Raw genomic sequence first — 15,750 nt, forward strand, 5'->3', positions numbered from 1 at the left:
TACTCATTGAAGGACATCTCACATGCAACCGGCATCTCTCTCCGATGCACGCATAGCTGCGCGGCATCGTTTGTTATGGCGCTGGCATTTCTATGCCGGCTTGTTTGTCATGCCGCTGCTGCTGGTGCTCGCGATCACCGGCACGTTGTACTGCTTTCAGCCGCAGATCGAGCCGCTGCTGTATCGCGACCGCATGGTCGTCGATGCCCGCGCCGAGCCGCGTCTCAGCCAGCAAGTCTTGCTCGCGAAAGCGACGGCCGCTGAACCGCGCGATGCCGTGCCGACCACTGCGGTGATCAATGCCGATCCACGCCGCAGCGCCGAATTTGTGTTCCGTCTGCAGGCAGGATCGAGCGAAAGCGTCTATCTGAATCCGTACACGGGTGAGGTGCTGGGCAGGCTGAGCGTCGAGAACCGCTTGATGAAGCAGATTCGCAATGTGCATCGCGGATTGATGCTGGGAAAAACCGGCGAGATCCTGATGGAACTGGCTGGCTGCTGGACACTCGTGATGATCGGAACAGGCATTGCCTTGTGGTGGCCGAAAGCGCGCCAGGCGGGCGGTCGCTTTGTGCCGCGGTTATCGTCGCTGAAAGGCCGTGCGTGGTGGCGTGAATTGCATGCGGTCGGCGGTGCATGGCTCGCGATTGGCGCGCTGTTCTTTGTGCTCAGCGGCTTGCCGTGGTCGAGCACATGGGGCACGCAATTCAAGGCGATGGCAACGTCCGCGCAGCTGGGTTATCCGCAAGGGGCGTGGGGCAAGCCGCATGTCCATTCCGCGAAGCCCGCGATGGACATGACCGATCCATCGATGGCCGGCATGAAGATGGATGATCTGCCGTTGCCGCAGACACCGTGGGCAGTGGGCGCGACGCATGTTCCTGACAGCACGGCTGATGCACCGGACGCCACCATTCCGCTCGACAAGGTCATTGCGTTGGCAGCGCAAGCGGGCGTCAAGGATGGCTACGGCATCGCATTGCCGACCACCGCCGATGGCGTGTACACCGTGTCGTATTTTCCATCCGATCCGCAGGATGAACGCACCTTGCACATCGATAGATACAGCGGCCAGATTCTCTCGGACATCGCGTATCGCGATTACGGGCGTGTCGCGAAGTGGATTTCGTATGGGACGTCGCTGCACATGGGGCGTTATTTCGGCGTTGCGAACCAGATACTCGCGTCGTTCATCTCACTCGGACTTGCTGCGATGTCGATCAGCGGCTTCGTGATGTGGCGCAAGCGCAAACCGGGCAGGGCGATCGGCGCGCCGTCGAGACCGGTTCTCAATCCGCCGATGCGCGCATGGGTCGGCGGCCTGACGGCACTCGGCATCGTCTTCCCGATGATGGGTCTGACGATGCTGATCGTGTGGATATCGGACCGCATGCTGTTCAGTCCCGGCAGGGTTGCCGGCACGCGGTAACTACCCAAATAAACGCGGCGGCCAGCAAGTCGCCGGCCGCGGCAACTTACCTTGAACCGAACTTCAACCGCGTCAGTTGTTCGGCTTCGTTTGCCAGCAGGGCGGCGGCGTCGCGGATTGCGACCTCTAGCGCGATCGGGCCGGGTGCGGGAGAAAAACAGCCGCTGAAATGCTCCGACAAACGCGGCAAGGCGGCCGGATCAATAGCGCCTGACAGCAGCGACGCTTCCACGCCATGCGCACGGGCGTGCTGACACGCGATGAACGGCGCCTTGCCATGCAGCGTCTGCACGTCCGAACGTCCTTCGCCCGTAATCAACCAGTTCGCGCCATCGAGCGCCTCGTCCAGCCCAACTTCGCGCGCGACCACTTCCGCGCCGGCCTCGAAACGCGCGCCGAGCATATGCAGCGCAAAGCCGAGCCCGCCCGCCGCGCCGGCGCCGGGTTTATCGCGTCCGGTGCGTTGGAGCGCCGGTTCAAGCAAATCAGCAAAATGCCCAATCGCTGCATCGATGGTCGCAATCTGATCGGGCGTCACGCCTTTCTGCGGCCCGAAGATCGCCGTTGCACCGTGCTCGCCGGTGAGCGGATTGTCCACGTCGGACATGCCGGTGAATTCGGCTTCCAGCACACGCGGATCGAGCCCACTCGCATCGATGCGCGCAATTCGCGCCAGTTGCGAGGGCACCGGTTCGAGCGGTTTGTTATCTGCATCGAAGAGTTTCAGGCCCAGGCCCACCAGAAGCCCCGCGCCGCCGTCGTTCGTGCTGCTGCCGCCCAGCGCGACATAGAACTTGCGCACGCCGAGATCGAGCAGTGCGCGGATCGCTTCGCCCATGCCGAGCGAACTGCGCTCGGCGACCGGCACGGCCATGCCGTCCGGGTCCGTGATCCCCACGACTTCCGCCGTTTCCACCACCGCGCTGCCATCCGCCAGCAAACCCGTTGCGGCTTGGCGGCGCTTGGCCGCCGCACCCCGTACATCGATCAAACGACGTTCGCCGCCTGCCGCGAGCATGGCGTCGAGCGTGCCTTCACCGCCGTCGGCCATCGGCACGATGCGGATGACGGCATCGCTGCGCGCGCGCCGGATGCCGCCCGCAATCGCGTCCGCGACCTGTTCGGCGCTAAGCGAACCCTTGAAAGAATCCGGAGCGATCACTACAACGGGAGAAGGCGAGGAGGCGGAAAAACCGGCAGGTTGGGAATTGGGCATGATGTCTCGAGTTATGAATTTGCTTGAAATCTAGCGACACGGCCCGAATTAATCAAACCTTATGCGTGTACGGCATGCTTTCGATGCGCGCAGGCAATGCAACCCGCGCTGCCATTGCCCGAACGCGCGGTCGGAAACGAGTCGGGCGGAATGCAACCGGAGCAGCGTCACGGTGCCCGTGGACCGTAAAATTCGCACCAAAAGCGCCCAAATGGATTGAATTTGGCAGTGAATTTGCCAGTATTTGGCAGAGCAAACCCTCATCCGCCACGACCCTTGCAAATAGTTTGGTAAAATGTTTGGCTCGGTTGACTCAAACCGGCGCGTACGGCTTCCAGACACGGCTTGGCGGATCTACGGTATTGAGCGTTGGCGGTGTTTGCCAATGATCTCAGTCAGGCTGCTTGCATTGTTCAGGAACCACTGTGTGCCGTGCGCCTATCGTGGCGCGAGATCGAACCAGAACTGACCAGACACACGAACCCGAATACTCGATTTACTCTAGGACGATAGAAGCCATGGCTAACGTTGTTGAAAACCTCGGCAAGCTGGAACGCCGTGTGACGATTTCCCTGCCGAAAGATACGGTGCAAAAGGAAGTGGATTCGCGTATCCGTCAGCTGGCGAAAAACGTGCGCATGCCGGGTTTCCGCCCGGGCAAGGTACCGCTCAAGATGGTGACGCAGCAGTACCAGGGTCAGGTTGAAGCCGAAGTGCTGAGCGACAAGGTAGGCAAGGAATTCTTCGACGTCACGCGCACCGAAAACCTGCGCGTGGCAGGCCAGCCGAGCTTTGCGCCCAAGGGCGGCGAAGTCGCTGGCGAAGCGGCCGAATATGCATTCGACGCAACTTTCGAGGTATATCCGGAAGTGAAGATCGGCGACGTGGCGACGGCTGAAATCGAACGCACGGTCACGACCATCTCGGAAGCCGAAATCGACCGCACGCTGGAAATCCTGCGCAAGCAGCGCGTGCATTACCACGCACGCGGCGAAGGCGGCGAGCACGGTGACGGCGGCGCGGATACGGCAGCTAAAGACGGTGACCGCGTCACCATGGACTTCGTCGGCAAGCTCGACAGCGTGCTGTTCGAAGGCGGCAGCGCTGAAGACTTCACGTTCGTGCTGGGTGAAGGCCGCATGTTGCCGGAATTCGAAACAGCGGCGCTCGGCCTGAAGGTCGGCGAGTCGAAGGAATTCGACCTCAAGTTTCCCGACGACTACCACGGCAAGGACGTGGCCGGCAAAACGGCTCAGTTCACCATCACGATGAAGAAGATCGAATGGGCGCACCTGCCGGAAATCGATACCGACTTCGCGAAATCGCTGGGTGTGGAAGACGGCGACACGACGAAGATGCGCGGCGAGATTAAAGACAATCTGGAACGTGAAGCCAAGCGCCGCACGCAGCAGATCGTGAAGAACCAGGTCATGGACGCGCTGCTGAAGATTTCCGAACTCGACGTGCCGAAGGCGCTGATCGAGCAGGATCAGCAACGTCTGGTTGAAATGGCACGTCAGGATCTGCAACAGCGCGGCGTGCCGAACGCAGCGGACGCTCCCATCCCCGCAGAAATGTTCGCGGAACAAGCTGAACGCCGCGTCAAGCTGGGCCTGGTTCTGGCTGAGCTGGTCAAGAACAACGACCTGCAGGCGAAGCCGGAACAGATCCGCGCGGAAGTCGACGAATTCGCGAAAAGCTACGAGGACCCGAAGGAAGTCGTCCGCTGGTATTATTCGAATCAGCAGCGCCTCGCCGAAATGGAAGCGTATGTTGTGGAGAGCAACGTCGTGGACTTCGTGCTCGGCAAGGCCCGAGTGAGCGACAAGGAAGTAAGCTTCGAAGAATTGGCCAGCGCGACGGCGCAAGCGTAAGCAGCGTCGACAAGGCGTGCAGGGCCGTCGAGGTGACGGGCCGGCACGCCTTTTTTGCATTTCGGTTGGCGGTCTTGTTGCCCAGTTGTGCCGTTTTTCGGATGTTCCTTTGTCGTTCAGTATCCCTATTCCGAACAAGGAAATTGCATGACCTTTCGCGCTCAATTACTGGACACGCTCGCGTCGAACGCGCCGCATGATTTCGAAACCAAGGCGCTCGGTCTGGTGCCCATGGTGGTGGAAACGAGCGGCCGCGGCGAACGTGCCTATGACATCTATTCGCGCCTGCTCAAAGAGCGACTGGTGTTCCTGGTCGGCGAAGTGAACGACCAGTCGGCCAACCTTGTGGTCGCGCAGTTGCTGTTCCTCGAAAGCGAAAACCCCGACAAGGACATCAGCCTGTACATCAACAGCCCGGGTGGCTCGGTATCGGCTGGCATGGCCATTTACGACACGATGCAGTTCGTGAAGCCGGACGTTGCTACGTTGTGCATGGGACTGGCCGCGAGCATGGGCGCTTTCCTGCTGGCAGCGGGCGCCAAGGGCAAGCGGGTTGCGCTGCCCAACTCGCGCGTGATGATTCACCAGCCGCTCGGCGGCGCGCGTGGTCAGGCATCGGATATCGAAATTCAGGCACGCGAAATTCTGTACCTGAAGGAACGTCTGAACCAGTTGCTCTCGCACCATACGGGTCAGCCGGTGGAACGTCTTGCACGCGACACCGACCGCGACAATTTCATGTCCGGCGATGACGCGCAGGCGTACGGTATCGTCGATCAGGTTCTTCACAAACGTCCCTGAGCGGCGTCCATAGGCGCCCTTAACCGGGCGTCGAGCCGGTCGGTGGGAACGGGTTGGAAACTGACGGGCCGGCTGTTCCGTTCTTGTCCATGCGGACGTTGCGATTTCGGGCCAGACCGCCAACGGCGGGCGCGGCAACCGAAGCCGCGCGTCAAGGCTGGAGCCAACGCGGAAAACGGCGTCAAAGCACACGCCACACGCGCTTTCAGCTTACGCAGAGGCCATTTCTGCGTAGGTAAATTGAGCGGCGTATTATGTAATCGAGTGTCCGGAGGCTCGCACATCCATGGCGGACAAAAAAGGTTCTAACAGCGAAAAGCTGTTGTATTGCTCGTTCTGCGGCAAGAGCCAGCACGAGGTCAAGAAGTTGATTGCAGGTCCTTCTGTGTTCATCTGCGATGAATGCATCGACTTGTGCAATGAAATTATCCGCGACGAAGCTGCCGGCGCGGCGGAAGAGGCTGGCCTGACGAAGTCGGATCTGCCGAGCCCGCAAGAGATCAGCGAGATCCTGAACCAGTACGTGATCGGTCAGGAGCGCGCGAAGCGGATTCTTGCAGTGGCCGTGTACAACCACTACAAACGTCTTAAGCATCTCGAGAAGAAAGACGACATTGAGTTGTCGAAGAGCAACATCCTGCTGATCGGACCCACGGGTTCGGGCAAGACCTTGCTCGCGCAGACGCTTGCGCGCATGTTGAACGTCCCGTTCGTGATTGCAGACGCAACCACGCTCACGGAAGCCGGTTATGTTGGCGAAGACGTTGAAAACATTATTCAGAAGCTGCTGCAGAATTGTAATTACGAAGTCGACAAGGCTCAGCGCGGCATTGTTTACATCGATGAAATCGACAAGATCAGCCGTAAGTCGGATAACCCGTCCATTACGCGCGACGTGTCGGGCGAGGGTGTTCAGCAAGCGCTGTTGAAGCTGGTCGAAGGCACCATGGCTTCGGTTCCGCCACAGGGTGGCCGCAAGCACCCGAACCAGGACTTCATCCAGGTCGACACCACCAATATTCTCTTCATCTGCGGCGGCGCGTTCGACGGCCTTGAAAAGGTCATCATCGATCGTACGGAAAAGACCGGCATCGGTTTTGGCGCGAGCGTGAAGAGCAAGAAGGATCGTGACGCGGGTGAAGTGCTGCGTGAAGTGGAACCGGAGGACTTGATCAAGTTTGGTCTGATTCCTGAGCTGATCGGCCGTCTGCCCGTGGTGGCGACGCTCGGCAAGCTCGATGAAGACGCGCTGATCAAGATCCTGACCGAGCCGAAGAATGCGCTGGTGAAGCAGTATCACAAGCTGTTCAACATGGAACGTGTGGACCTGGAGATTCGTCCGGGCGCCTTGAAGGCCATTGCGTTGAAGGCAATCCGTCGCAAGACGGGTGCGCGCGGTCTGCGGTCCATCTTGGAACAAGCGCTGCTGGATGTGATGTACGAACTGCCGGCAATGAAGGGTGTGAGCAAGGTTATCGTAGATGACAATACAATTGATGGCGACGGCAAGCCGCTCTTGATCTACGAAGACACGCCGAAGGTAGCAGGTTCTAACTGAGTTGGGCTGTGTGTCGGCGAAAAGCCGTTCATGGCAACGTGAACGGCTTTTCGTTTATTTTTCGGATATCTTGTGGACGTTACTGACACGTTACTGAGGCGAATTTTTTCGATTCATTGATCTTTTCCCACACGCTTAAGGCTTGCAATCCATTTTGACGGCCTTATTTACGACTGAACTGATTCCACTACTGGGGAAATGAAAATGTCAGGAACCCAACTCCTCCCGCAGGAACGTATTACTCTCCCGCTGCTTCCGCTGCGTGACGTAGTCGTTTTCCCGCACATGGTAATTCCGCTTTTTGTCGGACGACCCAAATCGATCAAGGCACTCGAAGCCGCGATGGAAGGTGGCAAGCACATCATGCTTGTCGCCCAGAAGACCGCTGCGAAAGACGAGCCGACCGAAAAAGACATGTACGAAGTGGGATGTATCGCAAACATCCTGCAAATGCTGAAGCTGCCGGACGGTACCGTGAAGGTGCTGGTCGAGGGCTTGCAACGTGCCAAGACGCTCACGATCGAAGAACAGGAAACTCAGTTTTCCTGCGACGTGATGCCGGTCGAACCCGACCACGCCGACAGCGCTGAAACCGAAGCGCTGCGCCGCGCGATTGTGTCGCAATTCGATCAGTACGTGAAACTCAACAAGAAGATCCCTCCTGAGATCCTGACGTCGCTGTCGGGTATTGACGAAGCGGGTCGTCTGGCCGACACCATCGCGGCGCATTTGCCGTTGAAGCTCGACCAGAAGCAGCACATTCTCGAGATGTTCCCGGTTGTGGAACGCCTTGAGCATCTGCTTGCGCAACTCGAAGCCGAAATTGACATTCTTCAGGTCGAAAAGCGTATCCGTGGACGCGTGAAGCGTCAGATGGAAAAGAGCCAGCGCGAGTATTACCTGAACGAACAGGTCAAGGCGATCCAGAAGGAACTGGGCGAAGGCGAGGAAGGTGCGGATCTCGAAGAACTCGAGAAGCGCATCACGAACGCACGCATGCCCAAGGAAGCCAAGAAGAAGGCCGACGCGGAGTTGAAGAAGCTCAAGCTGATGTCGCCTATGTCGGCTGAAGCCACTGTTGTGCGCAATTACATCGACACGCTGATCGGCTTGCCGTGGCGCAAGAAGAGCAAGGTCAACAATGACCTCTCGAATGCGGAACGCGTGCTCGACGAAGATCACTTTGGCCTCGAGAAGGTCAAGGAACGGATCCTCGAGTATCTTGCGGTCCAACAACGGGTTGAAAAGGTCAAGGCGCCTATCCTGTGCCTCGTCGGGCCTCCGGGGGTCGGCAAGACCTCGCTGGGCCAGTCGATCGCACGCGCAACGAACCGCAAGTTCGTACGCATGGCGCTTGGCGGTGTGCATGACGAGTCCGAGATTCGCGGTCACCGTCGCACGTATATAGGTTCGATGCCCGGCAAGATCTTGCAGAGCCTGTCGAAGATCGGTGTGCGCAATCCGCTTTTCCTGCTCGACGAAGTCGACAAGATGGGCATGGATTTCCGCGGCGACCCGGCGTCTGCTTTGCTTGAAGTGCTCGATCCGGAACAGAACCATACCTTCGCCGATCACTACATTGAAGTGGATTTCGACTTGTCGGACGTGATGTTCGTGGCGACGTCGAACTCGCTGAACATTCCTCCGCCGTTGCTCGACCGGATGGAAGTGATTCGCCTCTCGGGTTACACCGAGGACGAGAAGGTCAACATCGCGCAGAAGTATTTGTTGCCCAAGCAGATCCGCAACAACGGCCTCAAGGCTGGCGAAATGGATCTGACCGAAGAAGCGATCCGCGACATCATTCGTTATTACACGCGTGAAGCCGGCGTTCGTTCGCTTGAGCGTGAAATGTCGAAGATCTGCCGCAAGGTCGTGAAGATGCTTCTGCTGAAAAAGGCGGAAGGCGCGGTTCGGATCGACGGCAGCAATATCGACACGTTCCTCGGCGTGCGCAAGACCGACTTTGGTCTGGCCGCGAAGGAGAACCAGGTCGGTCAGGTGACGGGTCTCGCGTGGACGGAAGTGGGCGGCGACTTGCTGACCATCGAAGCTGCTGTGATGCCGGGTAAGGGCAACATCATCCGCACGGGTTCGCTCGGCGACGTGATGAAGGAGTCGGTCGAGGCAGCGCGTTCAGTGGTGCGTTCGCGTTCGCGTCGTCTGGGCGTGTCGGATGAGGCGTTCGAGAAGAAGGACATCCACATCCACGTGCCCGAAGGCGCGACGCCGAAGGACGGTCCGTCTGCCGGTATCGCCATGACGACGGCGCTGGTATCCGTGCTGACCGGTATTCCGGTTCGTGCAGACGTTGCAATGACTGGCGAAATCACGTTGCGCGGCGAAGTGTTGCCTATCGGCGGATTGAAGGAGAAGTTGCTGGCGGCACATCGCGGCGGCATCAAGCTCGTCCTGATCCCGGAAGAGAACACGAAGGATCTGGCTGAGATTCCTGACAACGTGAAGAACTCGATCGAAATCGTTCCGGTTCGCTGGATCGACAAGGTGCTCGAGCTTGCGCTCGAACGTGTTCCTGCAGCTTTGCCGGAAGAAGAAGCCAAGCCGGCGACGCCCGCTGTCGCGGATAAGAAGGACACGCCAGCCGCTGGTGAGTTCGTGAAGCATTAAGCTAAGCAACGCCCGGCGCCCGGCGCCCGTCGCGGCGCGGCCTGAAAAGGTTGTGCCGGAGTCGAGCCAAAGTCGTGCATAGCAAAACCCGCGTGGTCAGTACGAACTGACCACGCGGGTTTTTATTTGGGCTTTAATCAGCGCTTTTTACTGCCGTTTCTAACGCACGTTTCCAGCGTGTTTGCGCGTCAACGGTCAGGCAAAGGCGCGCTGATCAGGCTCAATCCCGGTTGACACCGGTCTTTCGGCTACTTCTAATGACCGCCGCACTTGGGGCTTCCGGGCCGGTGCTCCAGCAGCTTGTCGTGAGCCAACTCTTTGCAGCATCGCCCAACCACAAACCATTATTCGGGGGATCACAATGAACAAGACGGACCTGATCGACCATATTGCGCAGCAAGCTGATATCTCTAAAGCGGCGGCCGGCCGTGCACTCGAAGCCGTGATCGGCGGGGTCAAGACGACACTGAAGAAGGGCGGCTCAGTGACGCTTGTCGGCTTCGGTACCTTTGCTGTGGGCAAGCGGACCGCACGCATTGGCCGTAATCCCCGTACCGGCGATGAGATCAAGATTGCTGCTGCGAAGGTTCCGAAATTTCGCCCTGGCAAAGCGCTAAAAGATGCGCTAAACTAGCGGGCTCGCTGGATACGGACCGGTTTGAACAGTTCGGGTCTGGCGGAGCAGGTCACATACTCAGTTGCGTAACGAGCGAGTGTGAGGATCGCTCCAAAAGATCATCCAAGCAGATTGCATAAGATCGCGAAACGGGTGATTAGCTCAGTTGGTAGAGCGGCGCCCTTACAAGGCGTAGGTCGGCGGTTCGAGCCCGTCATCACCCACCAAACCGTCTCGTTGGTATCGTCCAAAGCAGTCTGAAGAAGCACAGAGTAGTATCCGAAACCCGCAAAGCTATTGGCTCTGCGGGTTTTTTATTGCCAAGTCGAATGAATAAGAACTTGACAGTGCGCGCCGTCATCCGTATTGTCCGACAACCTGATAAAGAGATGAGCCCATGCTCGAGCTGGAACGCCCCGATTCGCTGGTCAAACGTGTCGTCGACGCCATTCGCGCGGAGATCGAATCGGGACGTCTGGCCGCAGAGGCACGCTTGCCGACGGAGCATCAACTGGCGGAGCGTCTCAACGTGAGCCGCTCGGTGATCCGCGAGGCAGTGGCGCAGTTGAAGTCAGACGGTGTGCTGGTGGCGCGGCGCGGTGCGGGTTCGTATATCTCGCAGACACCGGCAGGCACGGTGTTTCGTTTGCCGAGCGAGGCCGGACGCAAGCCCGACCTTGCTCAACTGTTCGAGATGCGGTTGTGGATCGAGACACAGGCGGCCACGAGCGCGGCTCAGCGCCGCTCGCCGAGCGATCTCAAGCGCATGAGCGACGCGATCCGTGAGATGCAGAAAAAGCGCAACGATTTCGACTCGGCTGCTGCTGCCGACGTGGCGTTTCATCGTGCGATCGCTGCTGCAACGAAGAACGATTACTTCGTTGCATTCCACGATTTCCTGCGCGGCCAGCTTGCAGCGACACGTCGGAAAGCGTGGGAAAACTCGGCGTATCACGCGGGCGGCTCGACCGACGCGCAGCAAGAACACGGCGAGCTGTACGACGCGATTTCGCGTCGTGACCATCGCGCCGCAGCCGCAGCGGCAGAAAAGCATTTGCGAGCCGCGGCCAAGCGGCTGGGAATCGAGTTGCCCCCGACAGATTGAACCGGATGCTGCGATTCCGGATCCGCCTTCAGAGGTTGGTCCGAAATCGCATCATCGTTTTTTTTGGCAAAAGTTAGTCTGACGGTCGCCGCGACTTCACCTTCCACCATCTTGCGGGCGCGAATGAGCTCGAGCGGACCTTCTTCGCTCGACAGGTCGAGAACATCATTGTTGCGAGGCTGACGCAGTGCCCGTACGTAAATGCCTGAGCTGACGCGTACCTCGATCAGACCTTCCACTTCCAGCGCAATCAAGGCTTCTCGCAACGAAGGCCGGCTGACGCCGAGCTGTACTGCTAGATCCCGTTCCGCCGGCAGGCGAGTCCCCACTGCGAATTCCCCGTTCATGATGAGCGCGCGTAATTGATCGCTGATCTGCCGGTAAAGTCGTTGGGGTTCGATTGCCTTGATGGGCATAGGCTATTCCGTTGCTGTTACTGAGTTTGGCTCGGGCACGAGCCAGTGAATGAGGGCGAGGCAGGCGGTTGAACCCCGCTTTAGCCTGCTGGCTCGCGCGATTCGGACTGTTGAATTATACCCGCCCGGAGACCCTGCGAACTCGCGGGGAAAGCTAATCAGGAGTCGACGCCAGGTGCAATGCGTCGCGCGAACGGATCGCTCGGTGTGCGTACCGTGCCCCCGGATGTGTGCGCCGCGACTTCTCCCGGCGCCGCCCACGCGTCCTGTGACCGGCCCCGTATCTCAACAGCGTGGAGGTCTTGTTTGGGCGTTGCGAGAGATCGGTTCCGGGGCAGCGTTTGCGAGAGGCTTAACGTTGGCAGAAGCGCTGGGAGAAGCGCTGAACCCTGACGCTAAACCTCGCTCTCGATACGGCTGCCCATCGCGTTGTTCGGAATGAACGTTTCGTTCAGGAAGTCGCGTGTGTACGAGCTTGGGGTCTTCCCTGTGAACGAAGAAAAGGCCAGTGTAAAAGCGGCCACGCTATTGAAGCCCACTTCCAGCGCCGTTTGTGTGACGGACAGACGTTTGCGCGTCATCAGTTCTATCGCGCGCGCCATGCGCAACTCTTGCAAGAAGCGGCGCCAGCTCATTCCCAGCTCGTCCTGGAAGTATCGACGTAGCGTGCGCACCGACGTGCCGGCCGCTTGCGCCGCCAGTTCGATCGTCGCCGAGTCCAGCCGCGTACGCGTATAAGCGATGGCACGCTTAAGCGCCGGCGACTCGCCAAACGGAATCCACATCATGCGCGAGCACTCGAACCAGTCCTTGCATAAGAGGCCGAGCGCCTGGAAATAGGCGTTGGCGATGGTGTCATCGGCGGCGCGTTCACGGCCCCAGCGCAGCGCATAACCGAACATCTCGCGCGCCAGCCCGCTGACCGGTGCTGCCCAGCAGCCTTCATGCTGCCACACCGTATGTTGCGCGCCAACGTGGGTCACCACCACTACGGCATCGGCACTGGTGTAAAGCCGGTATGGCCGGCTATGTGGAATAAAAACCATATGCGCGGGCAGCAGCAACCACTCACCGTGCGGCCCTTCAAGTTTCAGGCGCCCCTGCTCGACATACAAAATCTTGTTCTTCGGATCGCCGCGCGAGCCGATCACCGCCTTGCCCGGTTCCACGCGTTCGACACATTCCGGCAGCGGATCGCCGCATCGAAACGGGTTGACAGGATCGTCCTCCGGCAGGGTCCAGTCGATCAATTCGTCGCTCTCTTTCATGGTGTCTCGCTCCGTTCTTCCGGCTTTTACGTCGTTTCCGCGCTGGCCGATTTTCGATGTTGAGCTGGCCGGTTTTCGATGGGCGGCCGCGAATGCCTCGTCCAATAATAGTAAAAACAAAAAAACTGTGTGACAAACACTAAATTCGGCCAACGGGCTAATGATGGAGTGAGACATGTCTGCAACGATGCAACACGCGGCCGAGCCACGTGCAGCACCGCGTATCCCGGTGCTCGAAGTTCGCGGTGTCGGCAAGCGCTTCAACGGCGTGAGCGCGCTCGAGGACGTCAGCTTCGACGTCGCCGCCGGCGAAATCGTCGCGTTGCTTGGCGAGAACGGCGCCGGCAAATCCACGCTCATCAAGATATTGGCCGGTGTTCACGCACCGTCGAGCGGCACGCTGCTGTTTCGCGGCGCGCCGACGGATGCGCGCGCCATGCGCGGCCGTGTCGCGTTCGTGCACCAGGATCTGGGGCTCGTCGACTGGATGACGGTTGCCGAGAACATTGCGCTCGCGACCACCTATGCGAAGCGGCGCGGCCTGATCTCGTGGGGCGCAGTGCGCGCGTCTGCTGAAGCGGCGCTGTCGCTGGTGGGCGGAGACATCGATCCTGAACAGCGCGTCTTCACGCTGTCGCGCGCGGAGAAGTCACTGGTGGCCATAGCGCGTGGCTTGTCGAGCCGCGCTGATCTGCTGGTGCTCGATGAACCCACGGCAAGCCTGCCCGAAAGCGAAGTGCAGCGCCTGCATCGGGTGTTGCTGGGTCTGCGCGAGCAAGGCGTTGCGATGATCTATGTATCGCACCGGCTGGACGAGGTGTTTGCGCTGTCCGATCGCATTGTGGTGCTGCGCGATGGCCGGCGCGTCGCGCAGCAGAACACGGCAGACACCGCGCCCGCTGAACTGATTCGCCATATTGTCGGACGTGAACCTGACTCGGTATTCGTGCGGCCGCCCGCGCCGGTTGCTGCGCCCATCGCGTTGTCGGTGCGCAGGTTGCATACCGAAGAAGCGGGTCCGCTTAACTTCGATGTCCGCCGCGGCGAGATCCTCGGACTGGTCGGCTTGCGCGGCGCGGGCCACGATTCGCTTGGCAAGGCGCTGTTCGGCGCGGAGCCGATCCTCTCCGGCACCGTGCTGCTCAACGGCGAGCAAGTGGACCTGTCATCGCCCGGAGCAGCTGTGGCGAACGGCTTGTGCCTGGTCGCCGGCGACCGTTACGGCGAGTCGATAGGACCTGGCCTCAGCGTCCGCGAAAACCTCTTTCTCAACCCTCGCGCGAGCGGCCGCAAGGGGCTGCATATGCGCTCGGCGGCCAGCGAAACCGTCGAAGCGCTGGCGCTGGGACGACGTGTTGCGTTGCGCCCGAACGATCCGGCGGCGTTGATCGAAACGCTCTCGGGCGGCAATCAGCAGAAGGTCGTGATTGCACGCTGGCTGCGGATTGGCGCGCATGTGCTGATTCTCGAAGACCCCACCGCAGGCGTCGATATTGGCGCGAAGGCCGAGATTTATCGGCTGCTTGGGGAAGCGGTGCGCACCGGCATGGCGGTAGTGCTGATCTCGTCGGACTTCGAGGAGACCGCCCAGATCTGCCATCGCGCACTGGTGTTCCGGACAGGCACGATTGCTCGCGAGTTGCCCGTCGACCAGCTCAGCGTGTCGGAGTTGCTGCATTGCGCGTCGCTGGATTATGGCGTGAGCCCAGCCGATGTTGTTCCACTTACTGCCTGAGGCACCCCTATGCAATCGCTCAAATCCAACGCGCTCGAACCCACGCGCCGTGAACTCGCCGGCCTCTCGCCGATCTCCCGATTCGTGCGTCTGTTGCCTGTGTTCGGCTTGCCGGTCCTCACGCTCGCACTGATCGTGCTGTTCTCGCTGATCCTGCCTGACACGTTTCCCACCTTGCTGAATGTACGTTCAATCGTCGGCGACAAGTCGATCATCGCGATCCTCGCACTCGCCGCGATGATCCCGATGGCAACCGGCCGCATCGACCTGACAGTCGGCTACGGGATTGTGCTTTGGCACATCCTCGCCATCAGCTTGCAGACGTCCTACGGGATTGACTGGCGGGTCGCGGTGGTCATTGTTCTTGCACTTGGCGCGCTGCTGGGCCTGCTCAACGGGCTGCTGGTCGAAGTCGCGCAAATCGATTCATTCATTGCCACGCTGGGAACAGGCACCGTGCTTTACGCCATTGCGATGTGGCATACCGGCGGACGTCAGGTCATTGGTACCTTGCCCGACGCTTTCACGTCAATCTTTACCACGTCATTGTTCGGACTGCCGATCGCTGCAACGTATGTGGTGGTGATCGCGGTCGCGTTATGGATCGCGGCGGACTATCTGCCGATCGGCCGCTACCTCTACGCAATCGGCGCGAACCCGCGTGCTGCCGCACTCAACGGTATTCCGGCCCGTCGCTACGTGATTCTTGCCTTTGTCAGCTCGGGCGTGCTGACGGCCTTCGCGGGGATCGTGCTCGCGGCCAAGCTGCGCATCGGCCAGGCGAGCGTCGGACTTGACTACTTGCTGCCCGCGCTGGTTGGCGCGTTCCTCGGCTCGACCACGATCAAGCCCGGGCGGGTCAATGTGTGGGGCACGGTAGTCGGTGTGTCCATCCTGGCGGTCGGCATAGCGGGGATCCAGCAGCTTGGCGGCGACTTCTACATCGAACCGCTTTTCAACGGCGCGACGTTGCTGGTTGCTATCGGCATTGCCGGGTACACCCAGCGGCGGCGCCGCAGCCCGCGCAAGTCCATTCAGACCCCTGTGCCGGGCGAAACCGATGGATCGGCGCACACGCTGCCGGGTACCGGGCGCAGCGAGTAA

11 protein-coding genes, 1 tRNA gene and 1 pseudogene are annotated in these 15,750 nt (G+C 60.0%); 10 read left to right on the forward strand and 3 right to left on the reverse strand.

Going from position 1 to position 15,750, the window contains the following annotated elements:
• Positions 1-22 precede the first annotated feature (22 nt).
• Entirely contained in the window at positions 23-1,429 is a 1,407-nt protein-coding gene (locus tag ACMX25_RS05580; RefSeq protein ID WP_414948523.1) for a PepSY-associated TM helix domain-containing protein, read from the forward strand.
• Positions 1,430-1,475: 46 nt separating this feature from the next.
• On the opposite strand, the gene ACMX25_RS05585 is transcribed toward ACMX25_RS05580, so the two are convergent.
• Complete coding sequence (locus ACMX25_RS05585) at positions 1,476-2,645, reverse strand: glycerate kinase (RefSeq protein WP_414948524.1); 1,170 nt, start codon at positions 2,643-2,645, stop codon at positions 1,476-1,478.
• A 518-nt stretch (positions 2,646-3,163) separates the two neighbouring features.
• Between ACMX25_RS05585 and tig the strand changes: the two genes are divergently transcribed.
• The 7 genes from tig (at position 3,164) to ACMX25_RS05620 (ending at position 11,227) form a co-directional block, all read left to right on the forward strand.
• Positions 3,164-4,519, forward strand: a complete 1,356-nt coding sequence (tig, locus tag ACMX25_RS05590) for a trigger factor (RefSeq protein ID WP_414948525.1) — start codon at positions 3,164-3,166, stop codon at positions 4,517-4,519.
• Between the two features lie 147 nt (positions 4,520-4,666).
• Positions 4,667-5,320, forward strand: coding sequence for an ATP-dependent Clp endopeptidase proteolytic subunit ClpP (clpP, locus tag ACMX25_RS05595; RefSeq protein ID WP_414948526.1), 654 nt, complete (start codon positions 4,667-4,669; stop codon positions 5,318-5,320).
• A gap of 286 nt (positions 5,321-5,606) precedes the next feature.
• Positions 5,607-6,878: an ATP-dependent Clp protease ATP-binding subunit ClpX gene (clpX, locus tag ACMX25_RS05600; protein WP_089159577.1), complete on the forward strand. Its 1,272-nt coding sequence runs from the start codon at positions 5,607-5,609 to the stop codon at positions 6,876-6,878.
• Positions 6,879-7,082: 204 nt separating this feature from the next.
• Positions 7,083-9,506: an endopeptidase La gene (gene lon, locus ACMX25_RS05605; RefSeq protein ID WP_414948527.1), complete on the forward strand. Its 2,424-nt coding sequence runs from the start codon at positions 7,083-7,085 to the stop codon at positions 9,504-9,506.
• A gap of 361 nt (positions 9,507-9,867) precedes the next feature.
• A complete protein-coding gene (locus ACMX25_RS05610) occupies positions 9,868-10,140 on the forward strand; it encodes an HU family DNA-binding protein (RefSeq protein ID WP_414948528.1) in 273 nt (90 codons plus the stop codon).
• A gap of 133 nt (positions 10,141-10,273) precedes the next feature.
• Positions 10,274-10,349, forward strand: a tRNA-Val gene (locus ACMX25_RS05615).
• Between the two features lie 170 nt (positions 10,350-10,519).
• On the forward strand, positions 10,520-11,227 hold the full coding sequence (locus ACMX25_RS05620; protein ID WP_414948529.1) for a FadR/GntR family transcriptional regulator: 708 nt from the start codon (positions 10,520-10,522) through the stop codon (positions 11,225-11,227).
• On the opposite strand, the pseudogene ACMX25_RS05625 reads toward ACMX25_RS05620, so the two are convergent.
• Together ACMX25_RS05625 and ACMX25_RS05630 are read right to left on the reverse strand one after the other, a co-directional pair.
• A pseudogene (locus tag ACMX25_RS05625) lies at positions 11,203-11,643 on the reverse strand (FadR/GntR family transcriptional regulator); the annotation flags it as partial. The gene ACMX25_RS05620 and the pseudogene ACMX25_RS05625 overlap by 25 nt on opposite strands.
• A 395-nt stretch (positions 11,644-12,038) precedes the next feature.
• Positions 12,039-12,911 (reverse strand): helix-turn-helix domain-containing protein, encoded by an 873-nt coding sequence (locus ACMX25_RS05630; RefSeq protein WP_414948530.1) that lies wholly within the window; start codon positions 12,909-12,911, stop codon positions 12,039-12,041.
• A 175-nt stretch (positions 12,912-13,086) separates the two neighbouring features.
• On the opposite strand from ACMX25_RS05630, the gene ACMX25_RS05635 reads away from it, so the two are divergent.
• Together ACMX25_RS05635 and ACMX25_RS05640 are read left to right on the forward strand one after the other, a co-directional pair.
• Positions 13,087-14,646, forward strand: coding sequence for a sugar ABC transporter ATP-binding protein (locus ACMX25_RS05635; protein WP_414948531.1), 1,560 nt, complete (start codon positions 13,087-13,089; stop codon positions 14,644-14,646).
• A gap of 9 nt (positions 14,647-14,655) precedes the next feature.
• The gene (locus tag ACMX25_RS05640; RefSeq protein ID WP_414948532.1) at positions 14,656-15,750 is read left to right on the forward strand and encodes an ABC transporter permease; all 1,095 of its coding nucleotides are present in this window, start codon (positions 14,656-14,658) and stop codon (positions 15,748-15,750) included.

This window comes from Caballeronia eucalypticola, from assembly GCF_047608185.1.
In the GTDB taxonomy this organism is placed as follows: domain Bacteria; phylum Pseudomonadota; class Gammaproteobacteria; order Burkholderiales; family Burkholderiaceae; genus Caballeronia.

Coding starts and splice junctions, on each gene's coding strand:
- ACMX25_RS05580 (WP_414948523.1), top strand. CDS start 23: ATGCAACCGGCATCTCTCTCCGATGCACGCATAGCTGCGCGGCATCGT.
- ACMX25_RS05585 (WP_414948524.1), bottom strand. CDS start 2,645: ATGCCCAATTCCCAACCTGCCGGTTTTTCCGCCTCCTCGCCTTCTCCC.
- tig (WP_414948525.1), top strand. CDS start 3,164: ATGGCTAACGTTGTTGAAAACCTCGGCAAGCTGGAACGCCGTGTGACG.
- clpP (WP_414948526.1), top strand. CDS start 4,667: ATGACCTTTCGCGCTCAATTACTGGACACGCTCGCGTCGAACGCGCCG.
- clpX (WP_089159577.1), top strand. CDS start 5,607: ATGGCGGACAAAAAAGGTTCTAACAGCGAAAAGCTGTTGTATTGCTCG.
- lon (WP_414948527.1), top strand. CDS start 7,083: ATGTCAGGAACCCAACTCCTCCCGCAGGAACGTATTACTCTCCCGCTG.
- ACMX25_RS05610 (WP_414948528.1), top strand. CDS start 9,868: ATGAACAAGACGGACCTGATCGACCATATTGCGCAGCAAGCTGATATC.
- ACMX25_RS05620 (WP_414948529.1), top strand. CDS start 10,520: ATGCTCGAGCTGGAACGCCCCGATTCGCTGGTCAAACGTGTCGTCGAC.
- ACMX25_RS05630 (WP_414948530.1), bottom strand. CDS start 12,911: ATGAAAGAGAGCGACGAATTGATCGACTGGACCCTGCCGGAGGACGAT.
- ACMX25_RS05635 (WP_414948531.1), top strand. CDS start 13,087: ATGTCTGCAACGATGCAACACGCGGCCGAGCCACGTGCAGCACCGCGT.
- ACMX25_RS05640 (WP_414948532.1), top strand. CDS start 14,656: ATGCAATCGCTCAAATCCAACGCGCTCGAACCCACGCGCCGTGAACTC.